The sequence below is a fragment of the Ensifer sp. CCNWLY38 genome (assembly GCF_037120565.1).
GTDB lineage: Bacteria > Pseudomonadota > Alphaproteobacteria > Rhizobiales > Rhizobiaceae > Ensifer > Ensifer adhaerens_H.
On record NZ_JBBBBO010000014.1, the window covers coordinates 208,946 to 233,049 of the forward strand.

The window sequence follows — 24,104 nt, forward strand, 5'->3', positions numbered from 1 at the left end:
GCGTAATACATAGTTATTTATTTGTAATAAAATCGTGATCGGCAACTATCCTGAAATAATTCGAAAAAAATCGGGCCGTATTCTCTAACATGATGATTCGCAAGGGAAACGCGTGGTAGTTTACAAAGTTAGAATATTGTAATAAAACTGAATATGTACAAGTAATACAGAGTTTTCTCTTCCAAGGTCAGAAACATGACCGGGGTCGGAAGTTTTTTGTTTTCAATTTTTTTTAAACTGGAGGAATTTGAATAAAATGGGTGAACAATTTCAGAATCCATTAAGGGCAGCGCTTCGTCCAGCGGCAATAGGCCGCGCCATTTCCGTCCCGCGTGTCAGTGTTATCGTTCCGACGGTCAACGAGGCGAAAAACCTCCCGCACGTTCTGCCGCGGATCCCCGCATGGATCGACGAGGTGATCCTTGTCGATGGAAACTCCTCCGACGGAACCGTGGCCACCGCGCGGGAATTGATGCCGGACATCGTCGTCATAGAGCAGCCCCGCCTCGGGAAAGGTGCTGCGCTCGCTGTCGGGTTTGCCGCAGCGCGCGGTGACATTCTCGTCACACTCGACGCCGACGGCTCTGCCGATCCGGCGGAGATGGCCGGTTTCGTCGGCGCCTTGCTCGCCGGCGCGGATTTCGTCAAAGGGTCGCGCTTCCTGCAGGGGGGCGATACGCATGACATGGAATGGTACCGCAGGCTCGGAAACTGGGGCCTGCTGCAGTTGGTCCGGTTGCGTTTCGGCGGCCGCTACAGCGACCTGTGCTACGGCTATAACGCTTTCTGGCGTGATGTGTTGCCACATCTGCGTGTCGAATCCGCCACCGGCTTCGAAATCGAGACGCAGATGAACATTCGCGCTCTCCAGGCCGGCCTCGCGATCGCCGAACTGCCGAGCCGAGAATACGCCCGCATCCATGGGGTCAGCAATCTTCGTACCATCCCCGATGGCTGGCGTGTGCTCAAGACGATCACGCGGCTCGGTATGAGCTGGCGTGGTCCCATGGTCAGCGTTGTCAGGAACCGTCCGCAGCGGACCAGTTGAGGTCCGCCATGTCTTCAATTGCGGTTGTTATCTGCGCTTATTCCGATGAGCGCCGCCAGCAGCTTGGCGACGCCATCGGTTCCGTTTTGAACCAGACGAGACGGCCCGAGCGGGTCGTTGTCGTCATCGACCATAACGAAGCTCTGCTGCACGCGATCCGGGCCTCCTTTCCTGAGGTCGAGGTCTTGGCAAACGCAGGGGCACAGGGGTTGTCCGGGGCACGCAATACCGGCGTGCGCGCGTCCGCCCCCATGGATGTCGTTGCCTTTCTCGACGACGATGCCGTCGCCGAACCAGACTGGCTTCAGCGCTTGGCAAGCCATTACGCCGGTTCGGCGATCATCGGCGTCGGTGGTGGGGTCCTGCCGCTCTGGCAGAGTGGCCGGCCATCATGGTTTCCCGAAGAATTCCAATGGGTCGTCGGCTGCAGCTACCGAGGTCTGCCTGAGGGGCTGCGGCCCGTTCGCAATCCTATCGGTTGCAACATGTCCTTCCGTCGATCCGTTTTCGAAGCCGTCGGTGGCTTTCGTGAAGGGATGGGCCGGAGCGGCCAGGACGCGGCCGGTTGCGAGGAAACGGAGCTGTGCATTCGGGCGCACCAGCATTATCCCAACTCGGTGATCCTCTACGACCCGCATGCCATGGTTCATCATCACGTCACGGCAGAGCGATCACGTTGGGCCTATTTCCGCAGGCGCTGCCTAGCGGAGGGACGTTCCAAGAGCGCTGTGGTCAAGGCCGTCGGAGCAGGGGAGAACCTTGGCGCGGAACGCTCCTATGTGACCCGGACGCTGCCGGCAGGCGTCGTTCGCGGCCTGCTCGCCGTGGCGACGCGGCTGGACGCAGGGGGGCTGATGCGCGCCGGCGCCATTATCGCCGGCCTTGCCTTCACGATGGCGGGTTATCTCGTGGCAAAATATTCCAGGACTGCAACCACCTTCCGGCCGATCAAGATCGTCAGCATCGACCAGGCAAAGCCACTTCCTGCGATCGATCTTTCGCGGCCGGACGGCGTTGCCTATGGTGGCGTGTTCTGTCTTGTCCGTTCCGGGTCCCATCCACGCGCGATCGTTGAACTCGAACATGAAGGTCCGGTCGTCGAGCCGGCGGATCTGCTCGCCAAAATCGGGTCCATCACGTCGTTGGCACCGATCATGGCCTACCGGACGCCTCCAAAGGAACGGGTCGCCGTCGTGATTGCGACGCGCGATCGGGCCGAAAGCCTTGACCGATGCCTCACATCGCTCTTCGATCAGACCCGCGCACCGGATGAGGTGGTCGTCGTCGACAATGCGCCCGCCTCAACGGCAACGGCGGATCTGCTTTCCGCACGCTATCGTGGCCGCGTGCACTATGTGCTCGAGCCAACACCGGGTCTCGGCCGGGCTCACAACTCAGGCCTGCGCTATGTATCCAGCGATATCGTCCTGTTCACGGATGACGACGTGGTGCTCGATCGACACTGGGTCGAGGCGATGGCGGCGCCGATGGAGGAGGATGGAACTGTTGGCTGCGTAACCGGCTTGATCCTGCCCGCCGAGCTGGAAACGCGGGCACAGGTCTGGACGGAGCGGCATGGTGGCTTCGGCAAGGGCCTGCAGCGCCGGGTCTACGATCTCAAGGCGAACCGTCCGAAGAGCGTGCTCTTTCCCTTCACGGCCGGCCAGTTCGGGTCCGGGGCGAACATGGCCTTCCGTGCCAGCGCCTTGCGCCGGGTCGGAGGGTTCGACTCTGCGCTGGGAGCGGGAACCCTGGCGCGCGGAGGCGATGACCTCGCCGCATTCTTCGCCATCGTCAATGGCGGCTTCCAGCTGGTCTATCAGCCGCAGGGTATCATCTGGCACTATCATCGCCGGGGCGAAGAGGGGATGCGTCGGCAGGCCTATTGTTACGGGATGGGCCTTGGCGCCTACCTGACAAAGATCGTCGTCGACGATCCGCGTCGGGCCCTCCGCCTCGCGGCGGCATTTCCAGCGGGCATCCTGCATATGGCCGGGCCCACTTCGGAGAAGACCGCACGGCTGCCGTCCGACTATCCGCGACGGCTCATTTGGATGGAGCGTCTCGGCATCCTCGCGGGCGTGCCCGGCTACTTGCGCAGCCTGGCGAAGCGCCGGCGCGATGACCGCCCGCATGGCGGCCTTACCGCAAGGCGGCCGGCAGAAAGGGAGGTCTGATCATGCAATCGATCCCCATTCTGGTCTACCACAGCGTAGGTTCGGACTGTGCCTCGGCCTATCGGCGCTGGTTGGTGACGCAACGCGAGCTCGACGCCCATCTCCACGCCCTGTCGGAACATGGCTATCGCTCGATCACGGTTAGCGATCTCGCTCTCCTGCGGCGTAGCGGCCAGCCGGTCCCACCTCTGACCTGCCTAATCACCTTCGACGATGGGCTGTGTGATTTCGCCGAGGGTGCGATGCCGGTCCTGATGGCCCGGCGCTTTTCCGCAACGCTCTATGTCGTCTCGGGCCTGGTCGGCGCCACCGCTCGATGGCTCGGCGATCTCGGCGAAGGCAACCGGCCGATGCTCGACTGGGCCGCCTTGCGCGATCTGCAGGGCGCAGGCGTGGAGATCGGCGCCCATTCGGTCAGTCACCCGGAGCTCGACACACTGTCATGGGCGAAGGCGACGCATGAGCTTCGTGACAGCAAGAAGGTGTTGGAAGACGGCTTGGGTCGCGCCGTGACGACCTTTGCCTATCCCCATGGCTACGCTTCGCGCGCCACCCGTCGTATTGCCGAGGAGGCCGGATATCTCGCTGCCTGCCGGGTGCGCCACGCACTCAGCAACGAAACGGAAAACCTGTTCGCGCTTTCGCGTATCGTCGTGACCAGCGAAATGACGCCGGAAGCGCTCTTGGATCTCATCGAGAAACAGCAGGTGCCCGTTGCTCCGCCTGTAGACCGGCTCATCGCCACAGGCTGGCGGGCGGCGCGGCGGATGCGTGCCTTGCATCGATCCGTCTTTCCAAGGCGCTGATACGTTCGGAAGCTGGCTCAGGGCTTCATGCGGTCGCGGCTCGCCAGCCGCATGGCTATCACCTCACCGGCTTTGCAGCTGAAGGTTCTCCTTGAGCAGGATCTCGATGCGGATCTTCTCCTGCGAGGCCAGGAGCTCACGGTGGTCGGCGCGGGCGCGCATGATGCGCAGTGCGCTTCGCACCGCATGGCCGGGATCCTGGGCGATCAGGGCATCAATGCGTTCGTCCATCAACGCCCGCTCGCTGAACGGCGTGCGCTCGTGGGCAACGACGGTGAGTTGACGCGAGCCCTGAGCATTCCAGACCGCCGTTAACGGCGCCCGCGCCTCGGAACTCAGCACGTAGACGGCAAGCGTATCCGGGTTGTGTTGCAGCGTCCGGTGAATGATCAGTTCCGCGCGCTCATTGTCCGCATAGGTTTCGAGCGAGGGCAGACACTGGAGATGCGGAAACTGCGCATTGATGATGCTGTCGAAGCCGAGGCGGCGCTGGATGCTATCGAGTGCCATCATGGTTTCCGCCACGACCATGATCTTGCCGGACCGATTGCCGATGAAGCGGCCTGCGATCTTGCCGGCCGTGGCGCCGGCCGCGAAGTTGTCGATACCGACATAGTCGGCCCTTTCCAGCCGTTCCTGACCAGACAGGAACTGAACGACCCTCACGTCTCGTTCCACCAGCCGCACCAGCGCATCGCGCACCTGCGGCGATTCCGGTGCCATCACCGCGACGCCATCGACAGCCTCGTGATCGATGAGGCTCAGATATTTGGCGACGTGGTGCGGGTCGGCCATCGGGATCTGCACGGCCTCCACCTCGGTGGAATCGGCGCGCAGCGCGTCGCGTGCCTCGGTGACGCGCCCGATCAGTTCGCTCAGATACTGGTCGCCCGAGACGGGAAGGACGAAGCGAAACCGGTAGGTCTTGTTGCGCGCGAGCGCAACCGCCGCCGGGTTCCTGACGAAGCCGATGCGCTCGATGGCATCGTTGACCTTGCGGAAAGCCTTCTTGCTGACATTCGGCCGGTCGTTCAGCACGCGGTCTACGGTGGCCAGGCTCACGCCGGCGGCCTCTGCCAGGTCTTTCGCGGTAGGGCGCATGCAATCGCTTCTCTTTGCTCACGAACCTTCAGGGCGATTCCTCCAACAAAAGCAATCGAAAAGCAAGAATTGATGTGCGCACCTCAAAATTTGCTTGCATTGAGGTGCGCACCTCAATATTAATTGTGCTGTGGCCGGCAGAGGAGTGCGTGAGGCCACGGAGCGATGCGAGGGAGGCCTGCCCACGAAAAGAACGTCGCTTTGCGCCCGCTATTCGCCACAGGCGTTTTCAGCTTCCGATGGAGGTCGGAAGAAAGGGGAGGAGGCCCCAGCTATGGAACTTCGTCATTTCAAATCATTGGCCGCATTGGGTGCCCTGCTGGCGGCCAGCGTCGCAAACACCGGCCACGCGAACGCAGCCGAGCTGACGCTCTGCTGGGCGGCCTGGGACCCGGCAAACGCCCTGGTTGAACTCAGCAAGGATTTCGAGGCCAAGAGCGGCATCAAGATGAAATATGAGTTCGTGCCATGGCCGAACTTCGCCGACCGCATGCTGAACGAGCTGAACTCCGGTGGCAAGCTATGCGACCTGATGATCGGCGACAGCCAGTGGATCGGTGGCGCCGCGGAAAACGGCCAGTACGTGAAGCTCAACGATTTCTTCGACAAGGAAGGGATCAAGATGAGCGACTTCATCCCGGCAACCGTCGTCGGTTATGCCGAGTGGCCGAAGAACTCGCCGAACTACTGGGCGCTGCCGGCATTCGGCGACGTCGTCGGTTGGAGCTACCGCAAGGACTGGTTCGCCCGCCCCGAACTGCAGGCGGAATTCAAGAGCAAGTACGGCCGCGACCTTGCCGTGCCGAAGACCTTTGCCGAACTCAAGGATATCGCCGAATTCTTCCAGAAGCGCGAGATCGATGGAAAGACGGTCTACGGCGCCGCGATCTACACCGAGCGCGGATCCGAAGGCATCACCATGGGTGCGATGGACGTGCTCTACAGCTTCGGCTTCGAGTATCAAAACCCCGACAAGCCCTACGAGCTCGAGGGATACGTGAATTCCGCCAAGGCGGTGAAGGGTCTGGAGTTCTACAAGGCGCTCTACGACTGCTGCACACCGCCTGGCCATTCCGACGCCTACATGTCCGAGGACATCGACGCCTACAAGTCGGGCCAGGTTGCCCTTCACATGAACTTCGCCTTTACCTGGCCCGGCATCAATGCCGATGCCAATGTGGGCGGCGACAAGTCGGGCTACTTCCCGAACCCGGCGGGTCCCGATGGTGTTGCCTTCGCGCAGCTCGGCGGCCAGGGCATCTCCGTAGTCTCAGCGTCCGAGAAGCAGGACGATGCGCTCGCCTACATCAAATGGTTCGCCCAGCCGGAAATCCAGCAAAAGTGGTGGCAGATGGGCGGCTATTCGGCGCTGCGCAAGGTCGTTGAAGATCCTGCTTTTGCGACCAGCCAGCCCTATGCCCAGACCTTCCTCGACTCCATGGCGATCGTGAAGGACTTCTGGGCCGAACCCTCCTATGCCTCGCTGCTCCAGGCGACGCAGAAGCGCTTCCACGACTATGTGGTCGCCGGCCAGGGTTCTGCGCAGGATGCACTCGACGGTCTCGTCAAGGACTGGACGCAGATCTTCGACGACGAAGGCAAGTACTGACGGTCATCAAGGCCGTGGCTGCGCACCTCCCAGCGCACCATGGCGCGACACGGAGCCGGGGATTTTCCCCGGTTCTGTCGCCGCCTTCTGCATGTTTCCTTCAATCGTGGTCGATTGAAGGACGAAAACATGCAGTAATCCAAAGTGCTGCAGCGACCTTTGCTCGTCTATCGAAACGCGCAGCGTGGCAGTCAAATGAGGGATTACCCATGCTGAAATCAACTGTGGACCGGGTCGCCGGAGCGACGCCGCATGCCCTTGCCAAACGCGTCCGAGGACTGTCGGATCGCTCGCTGGCCTGGTTGTTCGTGGCCCCGTCCATCGTCCTGCTTCTCGCGGTCAATATCTTTCCGCTGATCTGGACGGTCCGGCTGAGCTTTACGAACTTTCGCGTCAACCGGCCGAATGCCGAGGTCCAGTTCATCGGGCTCAAGAACTACCTGAGCATCCTGTCCGACAAGGACATCTGGCTGACCATGCAGGCAACGGCCCATTTCCTGATCTGGACGATCGTCCTTCAGGTGCTGATCGGCTTTTCCCTTGCCTACCTGATCAACAAGAAGTTCCGCGGCAACGATCTGTGGACCACGATCATCGTGCTGCCGATGATGCTGAGCCCGGCGGTGGTCGGCAATTTCTGGACCTTCCTCTACCAGCCGCAGATCGGTCTCTTCAACTACGCAGTCGGTTTCCTGACGGGGGCTGATCCGTCGAGTTTCTCGATGATCGGCGATGTGTCGCTTGCCCCCTGGGCGATCATCATCGTCGACACCTGGATGTGGACGCCCTTCGTGATGCTGATCTGCCTTGCGGGCCTGCGCTCCATTCCGAGCAGCATCTATGAGGCGGCCGAATGCGACCGCGCCAGCAAATGGCGGCAATTCTGGACGATCACCATTCCGCTGGTGCTGCCGTTCCTGATGCTCGCCGTGCTCTTTCGCGGCATCGAGAACTTCAAGATGTTCGACCTCGTCGTGCAACTGACCGGCGGTGGCCCGGGATCGATCACCGAACTCACCTCGATCAACCTGAAGCGAGAAGCTTTCGAGAAGTGGCGCACCGGCTACGCATCCGCTTACGCCGTTATCCTCTTCGTCACCGTCTTCGGCCTGGCGTCGATCTACGTCAAAGCCCTGAACAAGGTCAAACAACGATGAGCTATTCCGTAACCGAGCCGTCGCAACGGCAAAAGTGGTTCGCAGGGATCCTGGTCGTTGGCTACGCGCTGATCACGATCCTTCCGCTTGTCTGGATCATCGCGACGAGCTTCAAGTCGCCGGCCGACGCGATCGCCTATCCGCCCAAGACCTTCTTCGAGCCGACGGTGGAAGGCTATGTCAACGTCTTCACGACGCGCACCCGGCTTACCGAGGAGCAGCTACAGGCGGTCGGCGAGCCGCAGACCTGGTATGATCGTCTTGTCCGCAAGGATGGCCTCGTCATCTCCGGTCCGTCGCGCTTTGCCGAGCGCTTCACCAATTCGGTGATCATCGGCTTCGGCTCGACCGTGCTCTGCATCGTGCTCGGCACGGCCGCCGCCTACGCCTTCTCGCGCTTCAAGGTTCCGCTGAAGGACGATCTGCTGTTCTTCATTCTCTCGACGCGCATGATGCCGCCGATCGCCGTCGCCATCCCGATCTTCCTGATGTTCCGTTCGTTGGGTTTGAACGACACCCATGCGGGCATGATCCTGCTCTACACGGCGGTCAACCTCTCGCTGTCGGTCTGGCTGCTGAAGGGCTTCATCGACGAGATCCCGGTCGAGTACGAGGAGGCGGCGCTCATCGACGGCTACACCCGGTTCCAGGCCTTCTACAAGGTGGTGTTGCCGCAGGCGGCGACGGGCATCGCCTCCACCGCCATTTTCTGCCTGATCTTTGCCTGGAACGAATACGCCTTCGCGGTGCTTCTGACCTCGGGCAATGCCCAGACGGCGCCACCCTTCATTCCCACCATCATCGGCGTCAGCGGCCAGGACTGGCCGGCGGTTGCCGCCGGGGCGACCCTGTTCCTCGTGCCGGTCATGGTCTTCACCATTCTTCTGCGCAAACACCTGCTGCGCGGCATCACTTTCGGAGCCGTACGCAAATGACTAGATTTTTCAATGGATTGCTGCATTTACGCCGCGGTGCCTGGGAAATGCTGGCATCGGCCCTCATCGCAGCGGGCGTCTTCATGCTCATGCAGCCCTTCGCTCTGGTGCTCTATTCCTGGTCCTTCGTCATAACCTTGCTGGGTACGGTGATGTTCATCATCGTCAGCCATTTTCCGGAGTAAGCCGATGGCGCAGATCAGAATTCAGAATGTGCGCAAGGAGTTCGGCGCCTTCACCGCGGTGCGCTCCTCGAGCTTCACCATTGAGGATGGCGAGTTTTTCATGCTGCTCGGCCCATCCGGCTGCGGCAAGACGACAACGTTGCGGATGATGGCGGGCCTGGAATTGCCGACGAGCGGCGAGATCTTCATCGACGGTGAAGAGGTCGGGATGAAACCGGCCAGCAAGCGCGACATCGCCTTCGTCTTCCAGATGTTTGCGCTCTATCCGCATATGAACGTGCGCAAGAACATCTCCTATCCGCTGGTCAGCCAGGGCCTGCGCGGCGAGGAAGTCAGGTCGCGTGTCGCCGACGTCGCCCGCATTCTCAAGATCGAGAACATTCTCGACAAGCCCGTCGGCGGCCTTTCGGGCGGCGACCGCCAGCGCGTCGCGCTGGGGCGCGCAATCGTGCGTCGCCCCAAGGCCTTCTTCATGGACGAACCCCTCGGCGCGCTCGATGCCGAGTTCCGCGAGCACATGGCCGAGGAACTGCGGGCACTGCACGACCGCATGGGCGCGACCACCGTCTATGTGACCCATGACCAGCTCGAAGCGATGCAGATGGGCGACAAGATCGTCGTCATGAACCATGGGGTCGTCGAACAGTTCGGTAAACCGCAGCAGATCTACGACTGGCCCGCGACGAAATTCGTGGCTCAGTTCATTGGTTCTCCGCCGATGAACTTCCTGGATTTCGAGGGGATGATCGGCGTCGGCGGCGGCGCTATCGATCTCGGCGGCATAGAGGTCAAGGTGCCGACCTCGCGGGAAGGACGCGCCGGAAGGCTGACGCTTGGCGTCCGGCCGGAATATGTGAAATTCGTCAGTGACGGAGCCTATCGGGGCCGCGTGAGCGCTGTCGAATATCTCGGGACCACCCAGATCGTGACGCTTGCAACGAGCCACGGCGACCTGAAGGCACGCATTCCATCGGGCCACCGGGTTCAGGAAGGCGAGCAGATCGGCCTCGAATTCGATGCGAGAACGCTTTCGGTTTTCGATGCGGAAACCGGCAAGGTGCTGTTATCCGACGGCAATGAAGGAGTGCTGAGACATGGCTGAAGTCGTCTTGGAAAACGTGACGAAGACGTTTGCTGGTACGGTTGCTCTCGATAATGTCTCACTGACGGTTCCGAATGGTTCTTTCGTCGTGCTGCTCGGGCCGACCGGTGCTGGAAAGACGACGACACTGAGAATGGTCTCCGGCCTGGACACGCCCGATCGCGGCGAGGTCTATATCGACGGACAACCAGTGAAAGGGCTGGCGCCTGCCGAACGCAACGTAGCCATGGTCTTTCAACAATACTCGCTCTACCCGCACCTCACGGTTCGTCAGAATTTGGAGTTCCCGCTGAAATCTCCGCTGTTGAAGACGCCGAGGGAAGAGATCGACCGGAAGGTGAGGGAGGTTGCCGAGGTTCTCCAGATCGCGCACAAGCTCGACAACAAGGCAACGGCACTGTCAGGTGGAGAGATGCAGCGCGTTTCCATCGGCCGTGCTCTTGTCCGAGACCCGCAGATTTTCCTCATGGATGAACCGTTGAGCTCGCTCGACGCCAAGCTCAGGGCCGATCTTCGCATCGAGCTCAAGCGCATCCAGGCAAGGTCGGGCGCAACCCTGCTCTACGTCACCCACGACCAGATCGAGGCGATGACGATGGCGACCCATGTCGGGGTGCTGAATGAGGGCAAGCTCGTGCAATTCGGATCGCCGCGCGAAGTGTATGAGCAGCCTGTCAGCGTCTACGCGGCGACGCGGCTGGGACAGCCACGGATCAATGTGCTTCCGGCCGACATTTTTGCCGGCGCCCCCTTAGGTGCGGCCAGCATCGGCCTCAGGCCGGAGCACATCCAGCAGGGTGCAGGGGAGGATGCTCTGGTCAAGCGCGTCGAGCACTTGGGCGACCAGACGCGCCTGCATCTGACATTCAGGAAACACGATCTCATCACCGTCACGGACGCCCACACGCCGCTCCGGGGCGGTGAAACGATCAAGATTCAACCTTCGAAGCCGCTCTACTTCGATGCGGCAGGCATGCGTTTGGCTTAAGGAGCTCGATATGGCGCAATTCATCAACAAGCGGGAAGATGTCGTGACAGAAGCGATCGACGGTGTTCTGGCCCTGTCCGGCGGCGCGCTCACCCGCCTTGACGGCTATCCGCATATCCGGGTCGTGTTGCGCAGCGACTGGGATAAATCGAAGGTCGCGATCGTGTCGGGCGGCGGTTCCGGTCATGAGCCCGCTCATGTCGGTTTCGTCGGCCGCGGCATGCTGACGGCCGCGGTATGCGGCGACGTCTTCGCTTCGCCGAGCGTCGACGCCGTTCTCGCCGGCATTCTCGCCGTGACCGGTCCGGCCGGATGCCTGCTCGTCGTCAAGAATTACACCGGCGACCGGCTGAATTTCGGTCTTGCGGCCGAGCGCGCCCGCGCCTTCGGGCTGAAGGTCAGCATGGTGATCGTCGGGGACGATATCGCGCTGCCCGACCTGCCGCAGGCGCGCGGCGTTGCCGGCACTCTGTTCGTGCACAAGATCGCCGGCGCACTCGCCGAACGCGGTGCCGATCTCGACACGGTGACGGCGGCAGCCAAGAAGGTCATTGCCGGCACGCACACCATCGGCATGTCGCTGGACACCTGCCGGGTTCCGGGGTCGCCGAAGGAAGAGCGGATACCGGAGGGCAAGGCGGAGCTCGGCCTCGGCATTCATGGCGAGGCCGGTGTCGAGCAGATCGACTTTGCAGGCGCGCGCTCGTCGGTGGCGACCATGGCGGAGCGGCTGGCGGCGGTCATCGGTGACGGCGCGCACGTCGCGCTGATCAACAATCTGGGCGGCACCTCGGTGCTCGAAATGTCGGTGCTCGCCCACGACCTCATCAATTTGCCTCTCGGCAAGAGGATCACCCATACGATTGGTCCGGCGCCACTGATGACATCGCTCGACATGCAAGGCTTCTCGGTCTCGGTTTTTGCCGCCGACGAGGCGGAACTTAAACTCTTGAAAGCACCAGTGGCAATTGCCGCCTGGCCGGGTGTGTCGGAGGTTCGGCCGATCGCCGTCAACGCCTTGCCGGATGGCCTGACGCCGATTACGCCGATGGCATCCGACCATGGGGCGACGCGTGCATTCCTGATCGATTGCTGCAAGGTGTTGATGGCCGCCGAGCAGGATCTCAATGCGCTCGATGCAAAATCCGGCGATGGCGATACGGGCTCGACGCTGGCGGGCGCCGCTCGCGCGCTGATCAACGCGATCGATCGGCTGCCTCTTTCCGATCACACCCAGCTTTTGCGGGCGATCGGCCAGGAACTGAGCCAGACCATGGGCGGCTCCTCCGGCGTGCTGCTTGCCATTTTCTTCGCAGCCGCCGGCGACGGAGCATCCAGCGGACTACCGATGCGCGAGGCGCTTCGAACCGGGCTTGCGCGCATGCAGGAGATCGGCGGCGCCAAGATCGGAGACCGAACGATGATCGATGCTCTGTCTCCGGCGCTCGACGCGCTCGGCGACAGCGTGGTCGCGGCAGCGGCGGCCGCACGAACGGGGGCGAATTTCACCTCCACCTTGACGCGCGCCAAGGCAGGCCGCGCGGCCTATATCAATGCGAAGCAGCTTGAGGGCCATGTCGACCCAGGTGCCGAGGCTGTCGCCCGGCTGTTCGAGCATCTGGCGGCTTAGGTTGCCGCTATCGTTGATACTACGCCGCCGAGCCTAGCGTTCGGCGGCGTCGCCGGTCTATGTCTGATCGAGAGCCCGCCACATATCGTGTACGGATCGCGAGACGCGCCCAGGACATCAAGGGCATCAAGGATTCCCGATATCCGTCAGAGACTGCAAAGCTACGCCGCGACTTCCGCTTCGACAGTACGCGAACGGACGAAGGGCGATTTCGGGCGATGTTCGGCATTCGCGCAAGGTCGTTGGCGGCCTGGCAGCAAAGATCGGGATATTTTCTCCCGCATATTGCCAAAGCGTTTTTCTTCATGGTAACGTTCCCACAGAGTTCAGGTGATGCCGTGAGAGACATTGCTTGAGCTTTGGGAGGGTGTTTCATGAACAACATGACGGGTCGAAGGGCGACCATTATCGACGTTGCCAAACGCGCAGGCGTTTCGAAGAGCACCGTCGCGCGTGTTCTCGGCGGCTCCGCCAGTATCTCCGAGGAAGCGCGCGATCGCGTGTTGAAGGCGGTCGCCGCCACCGGCTACGAGCCCAATCAGCTTGCCGTCGGCATGCGCTCGGGCCGGAGCGGCCTGCTCGGCATCGTCATTCCTGACATCACCAACCCGTTCTGGGCCGAAGTTGCCCGCGGCGCCCAGGATCGTGCGGCGAAGGATGACATTTCGCTTCTGATCTTCTCGTCCGATTGGGATGCGCACAAGGAGGCGACCCACCTGCGCGCCCTGCGCCGGGCGCGTGTTGACGGGGCGATCATCAATCCCGTTGCGGATAATTTCGACGACCTCGACCGTTTTGGTATGCCCTTCGTCTTCATCGGCTCCAGCGCCGAGCGCTTCCCCGATACGTTGAGCGTCGGCTCCGATATCGCTCAGGCGGTTCGGCTCGGCATGGATATTCTTGTCGAGCGCGGACACCCGGCGCCGGCCTTGATGCTCGGCCCGAGGTCTCGTCTCGCGCGCGCCCGCTTCCTGCGTTCGGTCCACGAGCACTGCATCGCCCGCGATGTCGATCCCGAAGTCCTGCTCGTCGAAGAGTCCGATTATACCGTCGAGGGCGGCCGCAGCGCGATGGCCCGCCTGCTTGCGAAGCAGTGGAGAGGAAACCGCGCCGTGTTCGTCGCCAACGACCTGATGGCGCTTGGGGCCATGATAGCCGTTCGCGAGGCGGGGCTGAGATGTCCTGAGGACATCTCGATCCTGGGCTTCGACGGCATCCCGGCAGGGGCCTTTTCCTGGCCGGGCCTGACGACCATCGAAAAGCCCGGCCGGCAGATCGGCATTCGTGCGGTCGAATGCCTGATCGATCAGATTGCTGGTGGGCGCCAGCGGGAGCGGATTTATCTGCCGTGCCGATTGGTGGAGCGCGGCTCGCTTGCCGACGTTTCAGCCTCGGCACCCGTGCGTGTGGCGGCAGGGAGGTAAGCAATGGCGGTAAGCAACGAACTTGCGGTGAACGCAACTATGTCACGAAATGGGAACGTTCCCAGAATTCGACGTCAGAGCTTCGCCAAAAGCGTCCGGCAATGGTGGCCCTATTACCTGATGATGGCGCCCGGCCTGATCTTCTTCGTGATCTTTCATTACTTTCCGATCTGGGAAGCCAAGATCGCTTTCGAGCAGCTGCGTATCATCCCACCGAACATCTGGGTCGGTATCAAGCATTTCCAGACGCTCTTTTCGTCGCCGATCTTCTGGCAGGTGCTGGCGAACACGCTGATCCTCTCGACGATGAAGATCGTCTTCTTCTTCCCGATCCCGATCATCGTCGCGCTTTTGCTCAACGAGATCCGGGGAGGCGCCTTCCGCAAATTCATCCAGTCGGCAATCTACCTGCCGCACTTCCTCTCCTGGGTGGTCATTGCCGGCGTGTTCATTGCGGTGCTTTCGCCGAGTGACGGCGCGGTCAATGACATCATTGGTTTCTTTGGCATGCAGCCGGTCTCCTTCATGACCGACACCGGCTCGATCCGCTGGGTGCTGGTCTTCTCGGAGATCTGGCGGTCGGCCGGCTGGGACAGCCTGCTTTATCTCGCCGCCATCATCGCCATCGACCAGGAGCTCTATGACGCGGCCGAGATCGATGGGGCGAACCGCTGGCAAAAGATCCGCTACGTCACCATTCCCGGCATCGTGCCGACGATCGCGACGCTCTTCATCCTGAATGCCGGCATGTTCCTGAACGCTGACCTCAACCAGGTGATCAACTTCTCCAACGACGTCGTGCGCAGCAAGATCGATATCATCGACACCTATGTCTACCGCATCGGCCTGCAGACCGGCGAATACTCGCTGGCGACCGCCGCCGGCCTCTTCAAGGCGGTGCTCGGCATGCTGATGATCGTCGCAGCGCACCTTCTTTCCAAACGTCTTACCGGCAAGGGGGTATGGTGATGGCCGCCCACAACGTCCGCAGAACGCCGCTTGAGCGGCTCGAATATGCGATCATCGTCTCGACACTTTTGTTCCTCGTCGTCCTGACGGTCCAGCCGCTCCTCAACCTGCTCGCCATTTCGTTCTCCGATCCGGGCAAGGTCGCAGGGATGAGCGGGCTGACCGTCATTCCGAATGGTTTCTCGACCGAGGTCTGGGATCTGCTGATCAACAATTCTGCCGTTCAGCGGGGCCTCCTCAACTCGATCTTGATCACGCTGATCAGCACCGCCCTTGGCGTTGTCATGACGGCGCTGATGGCCTGGGCGCTTTCTCGTCCCGGTCTGCCGGGGCGGCGTATCATCTTCGTCTTCGTGCTGGTCACGATCGTCTTCGAGCCCGGCATCATCCCTGACTACTTCATCAACAAGCGCCTCGGCCTGCTCGACAGCTACTGGTCGCTGATCCTCTTCAAGGTGGTCAACGCCTGGTACCTGATCATCCTGGTGCGCTTCTTCGAGGAAGTGCCGAAGGAACTGATCGAGGCCTCCGAGCTCGACGGCGCCAATCCCTTCCAGATCTTCTGGTACGTGGCGCTGCCGCTCGCCAAATCGGCGCTCGCAACCATCGCGCTCTTCTATTTCGTCTTCCACTGGAACGAGTTTTTCCGGGCGATGATCTACCTCAACGACCAGTCGAAATGGCCGCTGCAGGTGGTGCTGCGCCAGTTCGTGGTCGAGGGCGACAAACTCGCCATGGTCGGGGTGGTCGAAAGCAACACCTACACGGGTGCGAGCCAGATCAACATCCGCGCACTGAAGGCCGGCATGATCCTGCTCACCATCGCGCCGATCCTCGCGATCTACCCGCTCATCCTGAAGTTCTTCACCAAGGGCACCATGAGCGGTGCGCTGAAGGGCTGACGATGTCGAACCGAAACATAAATGGCCAAAGCATATTGGGAGGAACAAACATGCTTGGAAGACTGATCCTTGGCGCAACGACCGCCGTGGCACTGATGGCGAGTGTCGCGATGCCCGCCTTCGCCGATCCGGTAACGATCCGCGTCGTCTCGAAGGACCTCACGACGAGCAATCCTGACGACGTCAAGCTCATGAAGGCCTATGAGGAGGCGCTGAAGGCGAAGGGCACCGACATCCACATTCAGGTCATCGACCTGCCGTCCTCGGGTTACGCCGACAAGCTCAGCGCCATGCTTCTGTCAGGCGATATCCCGGATCTCATCTATTTCCAGGGCGGCGACGCCAAGATGGCCGAACAGGGCGTACTCGAAGACTGGAACAACTGGCTGCCGAAGACGACCTATCTCAAGGAAGCGCTCTTCCCGCACAACGTCGAGCGACTGAAGAACTATCCCTATCTGCTCTATATCTATCCGCCGCGCATGCCGCAGCCGGTCATCCGCACGGATTGGCTCGAGAAATCGGGCGTCGCGGCGCCCAAGACCACCGACGACTACGTCACCCTCTTCAAGGCGATCAAGGACGGCGACCTCGACGGCAACGGCAAGGCCGACAGCTACGGCGTCACCACTGCCGACAACACCCAGGAGCTCGATGCGATCTTCAACCAGGCCTTCGGCGTCACCGGCACCTGGCTGAAGAACGATGCCGGCGAATGGATCCATGCCCGCGTCTCGGCAGCGGAAAAGGCGAAGATCGCCTTCTATGCCTCGCTTCGCGAGCAGGGCCTCTATGACCCGGAGTTCATCACCACCAAGTGGGACGTGAAGGAAGACAAGTTCTATTCCGGCCGGGCTGGCGTGATCTTTGGCTCTTCCGCTGAGGTCATCGACATCTATGGCGGCAAGATGCGCCAGGCGCACCCCGACGTGACGCTGAGCCTGCTGTCTCCGCCGAAGGGGCCTGCTGGCCAGGGCCTGATGGCACTCGACGTTTCCAAGGAATCCCGCGGTCTCGCCATTGCGACGACTTCTGAACACAAGGAAGAGGTGGTCAAGCTGCTCGATTTCATCGCCAGCCCCGAGGGCCAGGCAATCGAACGCCTCGGTTTCGAAGGCGAGCAGTACACCAAGGACGGCGAAACCATAAAGCCGACCGACAAGCTCGCCACCTGGTACGCCCGCTTCCTCGTTGCGGCAAACTGGCAGCCGCCGGTGCAATGGCTGAGCGAGGCCGCGCAGCAATCGCTGAAGACGATTTCAGCCGACTTCAAGCCGGACAATGCCTTCGTCTGGCCTGCGGAATACGCCACCGACATCGACGCCACCGAAAACGTCTACCGGGCCTGGGTGTACAAGTTCGTCTCCGGCGAGGCGAAAATGGACCAATGGGACCAGTTCGTTTCCGAATGGAACGCTGCCGGCGGTGAGAAAATGACCGAATATGCAAGGACGGTTCTCAATGACAAATGATGCTGCAGGGCTCTCCCTTGGGGGACGGGTCCGGGCGCTTCTCTTTGGCGTCGCTTACGGCGACGCCATCGGGGCGCCGGTCGAAAAACTCTCCGCCGCAGAAATTCGCGAGCGCTATGGCCGGGTGACGTCGCTCGATACCGAGTGGCACCGCATGAAGCAGAGCGAAGCGGCCCGCAACGGCCGTGTCCGCGGTGGCGGCATCGTCACCGACGACACGCTGATGACGCTCTGCGTCATGTCGATCTACGACGACGTCAAGCGCCATCTCGATGCCTGGGACATGGCCTCCGGCATGGTGCGCGAGATCGCCTGGACGCCGCGCTGGGTGCCGGAACTGCAGCGCGAGACGATGCTGATCGAGCGTCTGTTCTATCCGGAAAAATGGATCTTCCAGCGGCACCAGCTTTCCGGCTGCGACCCGCGACAGGGTGGCGTCGGCAACATGGTGAACTGCGGTGCGGCCATGTACATCGCGCCCATCGGCGTGGCGAACGCCTGCGATCCAAAGGCAGCCTATGAGGAGGCGATCGCCTTTGCCTCCGGCCATCAGCAGAGTTTCGGTCTCGAGGCTGCCGGCGTGCTCGCGGCCGCCGTTGCCGCCGCTTTCGTGCCGGGCACCACGCTCGACACCGTCATCGAAGAAGCGCTTGCCGTCGCCAAGGACGGTACGCGTGATGCGATCGCCGACATCGTGGAAGCTGCGCGGACTTTGAAAGGTGCCGACCACCCGACGGTTGTCGCCGAGTTCCATCGGATCATCGCCCGCTATTCGCCGATGGGCGACAACGTGCAGCATACGCCGCAGAAGGCAGGCATTGCCACGGATGCCTACCAGCCGTCGCGCCTCCACGCGATCGAGGAATTGCCGCTGGCGCTCGGCTTTGCCGTCGTCAATGACGGGGACTTCTACAAGACGATCGTCGACGGCATCAATTCCGGCCGCGACACGGATTCGATCGGCGTCATGGCTGGCGCGATCCTCGGCGCCATGCATGGCGAAAGCATCATTGACCGGGCGATGGCCTCCCAACTCGACCGCGTCAACAGGCTCGATCTCTTCGGCGCCGCCGATGCCTTCACCGAAACGGTGACTGCAATCCAGGCGGCAGACCGCAAACGCGAAACAGCGCGGGCGCAGGCACGCGCGGGCCTCGTTGCCGTCCCCGAACTCACCCAGGTTTCCAGTCTCTAGTCTTTGAAAGTATCCGATGCTCAGCACCACAGAAATCTTCGAGCGGACCTATTCCGGTTTCATCGGCAAGGCGATCGGCGTACGCCTCGGCGCGCCCGTCGAGCCGACCATCTGGAGCTATGAACGCATCCGGGACACCTATGGCGAGGTGACGGAATATCTGCGCGATTTCAAGAATTTCGCAGCCGACGACGACACCAACGGCCCGGTCTATTTCATCCGTGCGTTGCGGGACTACGGATTGGGGGCGACCGCAGAAGAGGTCGGCAAGACCTGGCTGAATTATGCGGCCGAGGAACACGGCATGTACTGGTGGGGCGGCTTCGGCAATTCGACCGAGCATACCGCCTACCAGAACCTTCGCGCCGGCATCCCGGCGCCGCAGTCCGGCTCGATCGCCCAGAACGGCACCACGGTTGCCGAGCAGATTGGTGGCCAGATCTTCATCGATAGCTGGGGCTGGGTCCATCCGGCCGACCCAAAGGCGGCGGCCGAAGCGTCCGCGCGTGCCGCAAGTGTTGCCCATGACGGTGAGGGGTTGCATGGCGCCCGTTTCTGCGCCGCGGCGATCGCCCAGGCCTTCGTTGCAAAAAGCATCGAGGAAGTCATCGAGACCGGCCTCGCGACGATCCCACCCGATTCCATCTACGCCAAAGTTTCTCGCGCGGTGCTTCGTTTCCACGACAACAACCCGAATGACTGGCGCGCCTGCCGCGACATGCTGACTGCCGAATGGGGCTATGACCGTTATCCCGGCGTCTGCCACATCATTCCGAATGCCGGCGTGCTGGTCATGAGCCTGATTTATGGCCAGGGCGACCTGCCGCGCACCGTTGAGATCGCGACCATGGCCGGCTGGGACACGGACTGCAACGCCGGCAATGCCGGTGCGATCGTCGGCACCTTGCAGCAGGTGCAGCCGAGCTGGGACAAATACCGCAAGCCGATCAACGATTTCGTCGTCGCATCGGGCGTTACCGGCACGATCAACGTCGTCGATATTCCCTCTTTTGCACGCGAGCTGACCGTGCTCGCGCTCCGCCTGCAGGAGCGGGAAGCTCCGGCGCTCTGGGTCGAGGATTTCGAGCGCCGCGGCGTGCGCTTCGATTTCGACGCTCCCGGCGCGACCCATGGCTTCCGCACCGAGCCGTTCAACCAGATCGCCGTCAAGGCATCGGAGGAGCGCCATACGGAGAATGCCAAGGGATCGCTGGAAATCCTGCTCGACCGCCTGGAGCGCGGGCAGGGCGGACGCATCTTCTGGAAGCCCTTCTATCGCCGCTCCGACTTCGACGACGAGCGCTACCGCCCGATGTTCACCCCGCTTGCTGACGACGGCCAGACGGTGAAGTTCAAGCTCTGGCTTGACCCGTGGAATGGCGACGGCAACTTGCGCGTGGCGCCTTACGTCCGTCGCGCAATGAGCGGCACCATCCAGGAAACTGGCGCCTGGCACGTTCCCTCGGCGAGTGGCTGGCAGGACTTTGAGTTCACCATCCCTGACGGCAATGGTGAGGCGATCGACGAGATCGGGATCCTGGTCGAATATTTCGGTCGTCTGAAGTTCCTCGGCCGGCTGTTTCTTGCGGACTTCTCAGTGTCCGGCAAGGGCCGCGCCGTCATCGATCCGGCCAAGGAAGCGCATGAATGGGGCGGCATCACCCGCTTCACCTGGAACCGCGGCCATTGGAGCCTGCAGCAGGGGCGCATCCACGCGCATACGGCGACCGACGCGGATGCCTGGACCGGTAATGCCTATCTGCGGGACGTCAGTGTCGTCGCTGAGCTTCAGCCGCTCTCCGGCGCCTCGCATCTGGTGGTGGCGCGCGCTCAAGGGACAAGCCGCTTCTATGCAGCCGGATTTAAGAACGGCGAAGCTGTGATCCTGCTGGAAGACCACGGCACGAAGATCCTCGCCCGAAGCCCGTTCCGCATCGAATACGGCCGGAGCTATGTGGTCGATCTCACCGTCGAAGGCGGCAAGCTGACGCTTTCCGTCGATGGCGAGCGAGTGCTCCAGGCGGACGATGCGACGCTCAGCTACGGCATGGCCGGCCTGCGCATGGCTTCGGCCGGACGCATGTCAATCGGCCGGCTCGAGGTCGCGGAGCGCTAGTCGCGCGATGCGGAAAGGAAGGGAGGAAACATGTCCGAGATAGAGCTTAGAAGTGTTGGCAAGAGCTATGGCAGTGTCGCCGTGCTCAACGACATCTCGCTGGAAATGGGCGATGGCGAATTCGTCGTGCTCGTCGGCCCTTCGGGCTGCGGCAAGTCCACGCTGTTGCGCATGATCGCCGGGTTGGAGGATATTTCAGCCGGCGAAATCACCATCGGCGGCAAGGTCGTCAACGACATGCCGGCGAAGGAGCGTGACATCGCCATGGTCTTCCAGTCCTACGCGCTCTATCCGCACATGAAGGTCGCGGAAAACATGAGCTTCGCGCTGAAGCTTGCCGGCGCGCCGAAGGCGGAGATCAAGAAACGCGTGAGCGAAGCAGCCGAAATCCTCGGTCTGGAAAAGCTGCTGGACCGCCTGCCCCGGGAACTCTCCGGCGGCCAGCGCCAGCGGGTCGCCATGGGCCGCGCCATCGTGCGCGACCCGCGCGCCTTCCTCTTCGACGAGCCGCTCTCGAACCTCGATGCCAAGCTGCGTGTGAAGATGCGCGGCGAGATCAAGAAGCTGCACCAGCGATTGCGCCGGACGATGGTCTACGTCACCCACGACCAGACCGAGGCCATGACCATGGCCGACAAGATCGTGGTAATGAACGGCGGAAAGATCGAACAGGCGGGCGCGCCCCTCGAACTCTACAACGATCCCGCCAATCTCTTCGTTGCCGGCTTCATCGGCTCGCCGGAGATCAACCTCGTCGAGGCGATCGCTGACGGCGAAACGGCGTTGACCCGCGGCGGGGTCTCCTTGCCGCTTGGAAGACAGGTGCAGCCGGGTACGCGCCTCGTCTGCGGCATCCGCCCGCAACATATCACGCTTGGAGCAACGGGCGTGCCGGCCCGCATCAGCCTGGTCGAGCCGACCGGCGAGGATCAGGAAATCGTCGTTGCCATGGGTGGGGAAGATATCTCGGTCGTCGTCCACGGCGGCAACCTGCTTTCGGCAGGGCAGGATGTGACGCTTACGATCGATGCCGACAAGGTTCTGCTCTTCGACAAGGAAACCGGGGAGCGCATTCGATGAGCGGGTTTGCCAAGCGACAGTTCGATCCCGCTGCCAAAGGGCCACTTGTCGGCACAAGGGTTCTGGATCTCTCGCGCCTCGTCGCCGGCAACATGCTGTCGCTGCAGCTCGCCGATGCCGGCGCAGACGTCATCAAGATCGAGCCGCCGGCCGGCGATCCGCTGCGGGACTGGAAGGACGACGGCCACTCGCTCTATTGGAAGACCTATAGCCGCAACAAACGCTCCGTCGTTCTGAACCTTCGGCAGGAAGCGGCCATGGCGGCGCTCTGGGCGCTGATCGAAACGGCCGACGTCTTCATCGAGAATTTTCGGCCGGGGACGCTGGAGCGCATGGGCCTTTCGCCGGAAGCGCTGCATGCCCGCAACCCCAACCTGATCATCGTGCGCATCTCGGGCTTCGGCCAGACCGGCCCCTATGCGCAGTTCCCCGGCTTCGGCACGATCGTCGAAGGCATGAGCGGTTTTGCGTACCGAACCGGCTTTCCCGACCGCGAACCGGTGCTGCCGCCGCTTGCGCTCGCAGATATGATCGCCGGCGTCTACGGAAGTTCGGCCACCGTGACGGCGTTGCTCGCGCGCGATCGCGGCTACGCCAAAGGTCAGGTGATCGACCTCTCGCTGCTGGAACCGATGTTTTCCGTGCTTGGGCCCGAGGCGGCGATCTACCAGACGACCGGCAAGATCAAGGAGCGCGTGGGCAGCGCCTCCAACACAGCCGCGCCGCGTAACGTCTATCGGTGCCGCGACGGCAAATACGTGGCGCTGTCCGGATCCACCCCCCAGGTCGCAAGGCGGATCTTCGAGATCATCGGCCGCGCCGAAATGAACCAGGATCCACGCTTCGCAACCAATTCGGAGCGCGTCAAGAACCGGGACCTCGTCGATGAAGCCGTTGGCGGCTGGTTCGCCCGGCACGACCACGACGAAGCGCTGAAGATCATGCGCGACGCCGGCGCGACGGTGGGGCCGATCTACAACATCGCAGATGCCGCTGCCGACCCGCATTTCGCCGAGCGCGAGATCATCGTCGACGTGGAGGACGCGGAGTTCGGCAGCCTGCCGATGCACAACATCGTGCCACGGCTTTCGGAGACGCCGGGTGTTTGGCGGAGACCGGCGCCAACGCTTGGGGAACACACGGCTGAGGTCCTGACCGAAGCCGGGCTGAGTGCAAGCGCAATCGACCTCATTGTGAAGGGAGAGGCGGCATGAGACTACGGTCTCTTCTCTACGTGCCTGCCTCGTCCGAACGTTTCATCGCCAAGGCGCATGAACGTGGCGCCGACGCCATCGTCCTCGATCTCGAGGATTCCGTCGCCTACGGCGAAAAGCAGGCGGCACGCGCTGGACTTGCGCAGTCGGTCTCCATGGCCGGGCGAAGCGGCGCCAAGGTGTTCGTGCGGATCAATGCCGAACCGGACCTGCAGAAGGCGGATGCCGAGGCCGCTTGCCGCGCAGGCGCCTTCGGTCTTTTCATCGCCAAAGCGCGTTCGCCCGAGCAGGTGTGCGCTCTTGCCGAACAGCTGGCGACGACCGAACGTGAGCTCGGGCGCGAGCCGCTCGTTTTCGTCGCGCTGTTGGAGGATGCCGGGGCGGTGCTGGACGCGAGATCAATTGCCGCCTGCCGGCGCGTGTTGGGTCTCGTGGCCGGTGGCGAGGATATTGCCACGAGCATGGGGGCCGAACCGCTCCCCGAGGTGTTGCGTCTGCCGAAGTTGCTCGTGCATTTCGCAGCCAAGGCGGAGGGCAAGCTGTCCTTTGGCACCCTGACGACCGTTGCGGACTATCAGCAGCGCGATGCCCTTGAGGTCGCTGCCCGTGAAGCAAGCCGCCACGGTTTCGACGGTGCTACCTGTATTCATCCCTCTGCCGTGCCGATCATGAATGCGGCATTCTCACCCAGCGAAGAAAAGGTCGCCTGGGCGCGCGCCGTGCTCGATGCCGCTGCAGGTGCGGCGGCCGAGGGCAGGGGCGCCTTCCTTGTCGGCGACCGGATGGTCGATGCACCGGTCATCGAACGTGCCCGCCGCATTCTGCAGAAGATCGATTAGTCAAAGCCCGCGAAGACCCCGCCTTCTTACACGGAGCCGCCGGCCTGGGTGTCACGCCACGCGGAAAGTGGCGAAACACCCTACAGCGCCGCGCGTCTTATCAGACGCGCAAAGGTCGCTGTAGCACTTTGAATTGCTGCATGTTTTTGTCCTTT

19 protein-coding genes and 2 pseudogenes are annotated in these 24,104 nt (G+C 62.1%); 19 read left to right on the top strand and 2 right to left on the bottom strand.

Annotation, left to right across the window (positions count from 1 at the left end; all coding sequences use genetic code 11):
• The first annotated feature begins 256 nt into the window (after positions 1-256).
• The 3 genes and pseudogenes from V7S54_RS27150 to V7S54_RS27160 form a co-directional block, all read left to right on the top strand.
• Positions 257-1,048, top strand: a complete 792-nt coding sequence (locus V7S54_RS27150; RefSeq protein ID WP_065372985.1) for a glycosyltransferase family 2 protein — start codon at positions 257-259, stop codon at positions 1,046-1,048.
• Positions 1,049-1,056: 8 nt separating this feature from the next.
• Positions 1,057-3,225 carry a glycosyltransferase family 2 protein gene (locus V7S54_RS27155; protein ID WP_336409095.1) on the top strand — a complete coding sequence of 723 codons (2,169 nt, stop codon included), beginning with the start codon at positions 1,057-1,059 and terminating at the stop codon, positions 3,223-3,225.
• A gap of 2 nt (positions 3,226-3,227) precedes the next feature.
• A pseudogene (locus tag V7S54_RS27160) lies at positions 3,228-3,797 on the top strand (polysaccharide deacetylase family protein); the annotation flags it as partial.
• A gap of 75 nt (positions 3,798-3,872) precedes the next feature.
• Here the strand turns inward: V7S54_RS27160 and V7S54_RS33325 are convergent.
• Together V7S54_RS33325 and V7S54_RS27165 are read right to left on the bottom strand one after the other, a co-directional pair.
• Positions 3,873-4,007 (bottom strand): annotated as a pseudogene (locus V7S54_RS33325) (hypothetical protein); the annotation flags it as partial.
• A gap of 87 nt (positions 4,008-4,094) precedes the next feature.
• The gene (locus V7S54_RS27165; RefSeq protein WP_336409094.1) at positions 4,095-5,132 is read right to left on the bottom strand and encodes a LacI family DNA-binding transcriptional regulator; all 1,038 of its coding nucleotides are present in this window, start codon (positions 5,130-5,132) and stop codon (positions 4,095-4,097) included.
• A gap of 274 nt (positions 5,133-5,406) precedes the next feature.
• Here V7S54_RS27165 and V7S54_RS27170 point away from each other — a divergent pair, with 274 nt between their 5' ends.
• The 16 genes from V7S54_RS27170 to V7S54_RS27245 all read left to right on the top strand — a co-directional run bounded on the left by V7S54_RS27170 (position 5,407) and on the right by V7S54_RS27245 (position 23,949).
• On the top strand, positions 5,407-6,741 hold the full coding sequence (locus V7S54_RS27170; RefSeq protein ID WP_336409093.1) for an ABC transporter substrate-binding protein: 1,335 nt from the start codon (positions 5,407-5,409) through the stop codon (positions 6,739-6,741).
• Between the two features lie 209 nt (positions 6,742-6,950).
• Positions 6,951-7,898, top strand: a complete 948-nt coding sequence (locus V7S54_RS27175; protein WP_057249298.1) for a carbohydrate ABC transporter permease — start codon at positions 6,951-6,953, stop codon at positions 7,896-7,898.
• On the top strand, positions 7,895-8,833 hold the full coding sequence (locus V7S54_RS27180) for a carbohydrate ABC transporter permease (RefSeq protein ID WP_336409092.1): 939 nt from the start codon (positions 7,895-7,897) through the stop codon (positions 8,831-8,833). Before V7S54_RS27175 ends, V7S54_RS27180 begins: the two co-directional genes overlap by 4 nt.
• Positions 8,830-9,018: a hypothetical protein gene (locus tag V7S54_RS27185; protein WP_065372979.1), complete on the top strand. Its 189-nt coding sequence runs from the start codon at positions 8,830-8,832 to the stop codon at positions 9,016-9,018. The genes V7S54_RS27180 and V7S54_RS27185 overlap by 4 nt, the downstream gene beginning before the upstream one ends.
• Before the next feature lie 4 nt (positions 9,019-9,022).
• Positions 9,023-10,120: an ABC transporter ATP-binding protein gene (locus V7S54_RS27190; protein ID WP_336409091.1), complete on the top strand. Its 1,098-nt coding sequence runs from the start codon at positions 9,023-9,025 to the stop codon at positions 10,118-10,120.
• Complete coding sequence (locus tag V7S54_RS27195; protein WP_336409090.1) at positions 10,113-11,108, top strand: ABC transporter ATP-binding protein; 996 nt, start codon at positions 10,113-10,115, stop codon at positions 11,106-11,108. Before V7S54_RS27190 ends, V7S54_RS27195 begins: the two co-directional genes overlap by 8 nt.
• Before the next feature lie 10 nt (positions 11,109-11,118).
• The gene (locus V7S54_RS27200; RefSeq protein ID WP_336409089.1) at positions 11,119-12,738 is read left to right on the top strand and encodes a dihydroxyacetone kinase subunit DhaK; all 1,620 of its coding nucleotides are present in this window, start codon (positions 11,119-11,121) and stop codon (positions 12,736-12,738) included.
• Positions 12,739-13,112: 374 nt separating this feature from the next.
• Entirely contained in the window at positions 13,113-14,162 is a 1,050-nt protein-coding gene (locus V7S54_RS27205; RefSeq protein WP_336409088.1) for a LacI family DNA-binding transcriptional regulator, read from the top strand.
• A gap of 39 nt (positions 14,163-14,201) precedes the next feature.
• Complete coding sequence (locus tag V7S54_RS27210) at positions 14,202-15,131, top strand: ABC transporter permease (protein ID WP_336409087.1); 930 nt, start codon at positions 14,202-14,204, stop codon at positions 15,129-15,131.
• Positions 15,131-16,033, top strand: coding sequence for a carbohydrate ABC transporter permease (locus tag V7S54_RS27215; RefSeq protein WP_336409086.1), 903 nt, complete (start codon positions 15,131-15,133; stop codon positions 16,031-16,033). The genes V7S54_RS27210 and V7S54_RS27215 overlap by 1 nt, the downstream gene beginning before the upstream one ends.
• A 50-nt stretch (positions 16,034-16,083) precedes the next feature.
• Positions 16,084-17,505, top strand: a complete 1,422-nt coding sequence (locus V7S54_RS27220; protein ID WP_336409085.1) for an extracellular solute-binding protein — start codon at positions 16,084-16,086, stop codon at positions 17,503-17,505.
• The gene (locus V7S54_RS27225) at positions 17,495-18,700 is read left to right on the top strand and encodes an ADP-ribosylglycohydrolase family protein (RefSeq protein WP_336409084.1); all 1,206 of its coding nucleotides are present in this window, start codon (positions 17,495-17,497) and stop codon (positions 18,698-18,700) included. The genes V7S54_RS27220 and V7S54_RS27225 overlap by 11 nt, the downstream gene beginning before the upstream one ends.
• Before the next feature lie 16 nt (positions 18,701-18,716).
• The gene (locus V7S54_RS27230; RefSeq protein WP_336409083.1) at positions 18,717-20,816 is read left to right on the top strand and encodes an ADP-ribosylglycohydrolase family protein; all 2,100 of its coding nucleotides are present in this window, start codon (positions 18,717-18,719) and stop codon (positions 20,814-20,816) included.
• 30 nt (positions 20,817-20,846) lie between these two features.
• On the top strand, positions 20,847-21,896 hold the full coding sequence (locus V7S54_RS27235) for an ABC transporter ATP-binding protein (RefSeq protein WP_336409082.1): 1,050 nt from the start codon (positions 20,847-20,849) through the stop codon (positions 21,894-21,896).
• A complete protein-coding gene (locus V7S54_RS27240) occupies positions 21,893-23,110 on the top strand; it encodes a CaiB/BaiF CoA transferase family protein (protein WP_336409081.1) in 1,218 nt (405 codons plus the stop codon). Before V7S54_RS27235 ends, V7S54_RS27240 begins: the two co-directional genes overlap by 4 nt.
• Positions 23,107-23,949 (top strand): HpcH/HpaI aldolase/citrate lyase family protein, encoded by an 843-nt coding sequence (locus V7S54_RS27245; RefSeq protein WP_336409080.1) that lies wholly within the window; start codon positions 23,107-23,109, stop codon positions 23,947-23,949. Before V7S54_RS27240 ends, V7S54_RS27245 begins: the two co-directional genes overlap by 4 nt.
• Positions 23,950-24,104 lie beyond the last annotated feature (155 nt).